The organism is Aeromonas sp. QDB25 (assembly GCF_027707725.1).
Taxonomy (GTDB): Bacteria; Pseudomonadota; Gammaproteobacteria; order Enterobacterales; family Aeromonadaceae; genus Aeromonas; species Aeromonas caviae.
In genome coordinates this window covers 1-1,674 of sequence record NZ_JAPCIZ010000192.1, presented here as the reverse complement: position 1 = coordinate 1,674, position 1,674 = coordinate 1, and the positions used below count along the sequence as shown (strand labels likewise).

At 59.7% G+C, this 1,674-nt stretch carries 1 protein-coding gene; it reads left to right on the top strand.

Translation table 11 applies throughout. The annotated features are described in order from the left end of the window. Positions 1-76: 76 nt before the first annotated feature. Positions 77-1,638 (top strand): IS3-like element ISAs20 family transposase gene (locus tag PG883_RS23410; protein WP_088813959.1). Its coding sequence is split into 2 segments (ribosomal slippage): positions 77-539 and positions 539-1,638, totalling 1,563 coding nucleotides; the frame shifts between segments, so codons are not numbered across the junction. Positions 1,639-1,674 lie beyond the last annotated feature (36 nt).

Sequence of the window (1,674 nt, the reverse complement as noted above, 5' to 3'; positions counted from 1 at the left end):
CCCCCGGTGTCAGAATAGTTGTCGCCTAATCTGAATAATCTAAATGTGAAGACCGGGGGCGGATAAAGAGTGTCGAATGGCTCGTTATTCAAGTGAGCGCAAGGCTGCTTTGCTCAAGAAGCTGCTGCCGCCCATCAATATGTCGGTGGCCGAGTTGGCTCGGCAGGAAAACATCAGCGAGGTCACTCTGTATAATTGGCGCAAACACGCCAAAGACGGAGGGTCTCCTGTGCCCGGGGACAACAAACTGACCGATGAATGGCCCGCCGAGGCCAAGTTCGCCGTCGTGCTGGAAACCGCTGCGCTTTCCGAGATTGAACTCAGTGAGTACTGCCGCCGTAAGGGTCTCTATCCCGAGCAAGTCCAGCAATGGCGCCAAGCCTGTATTCTGGGCCAGCAATCCGCTCGTACCTTACAACAGGCGGAGAAGGCACAGGCCAAAGCGGACAAGAAGCGTATCCGGCAACTGGAGCAAGAGCTGCGGCGCAAAGACAAGGCCCTGGCCGAGGCGGCAGCTCTGCTGATATTGCAAAAAAAGCTCGATGCCTACTGGAGCAACGTCGACGAGGACAACTGACCTCGTTGCCAGAGCGGCAGCAATACGTTGCATGGTGGCGCGAAGCGCTTGAAGCTGGCGCCCGCAAGCATCCTGCGGCCGAGGTGTTGGGGCTGAGTCTGCGCACGCTCCAGCGCTGGTTGGCCGGGCCTGAGCTGAGTGCCGATAGGCGACCGGATGCGGTTCGTTCCATACCTGCTCATGCATTGAGCCCAGAGGAGCGGCAGGCCGTGCTGGACGTCTGCAATAGCCAGGAGTTCGCCTCGTTGCCGCCGAGTCAAATTGTGCCACGGCTGGCCGACCAGGGGCGCTACTTGGCCAGTGAGTCGAGCTTCTATCGCATCTTGCGGGCGGCTGACCAGCAGCACAGGCGTGGCCGTAGCCAGCCACCGCGTCATGTGCCGGTACCAACCAGCCATACCGCGACTGGGCCCAATCAAGTGTGGTCCTGGGATATCACCTACTTGCCGTCACTCGTGCGCGGCCAGTATTACTACCTCTATCTGATAGAGGACATCTACAGCCGCAAAGGGGTGGGCTGGGAAGTGCATGAGCAAGAGTGCGGTGAACGGGCGGCGGCGTTGCTGCAACGGAGCATCATCCGCGAGCAGTGCTGGAAGCAGCCGCTGGTCTTGCACTCGGACAACGGCGCGCCAATGAAGTCAGTCACGCTGCTGACCAAGATGCATGACCTGGGTGTCACGCCCTCGCGGGGACGGCCTCGGGTCAGCAACGATAATCCGTACTCGGAGTCATTGTTCAGGACGCTGAAGTACTGTCCGCAGTGGCCATCAGACGGCTTTGCCAGTCTGGAAGCGGCCAGGGAGTGGGTGCGCGACTTTATGGCCTGGTATAACGAAGAGCACCGGCATAGCCGTATCCGCTTCGTCACACCCAACGAGCGGCATCGGGGTGACGATAAAGCCCTGCTGGCGAAACGGGATGCTGTGTACCAGGCCGCCCGAGCACAACACCCAGCGAGGTGGAGTGGCAAGACGCGAGACTGGACACCTATCGGTGCCGTGATGCTAAATCCGGAGCGGCCCGAGAAACCCGAGCCGGAGCAAAAAGAGGCTGCTTAAAACAGCTTTGCGCGACAACTATCTTGAAAAACGCCG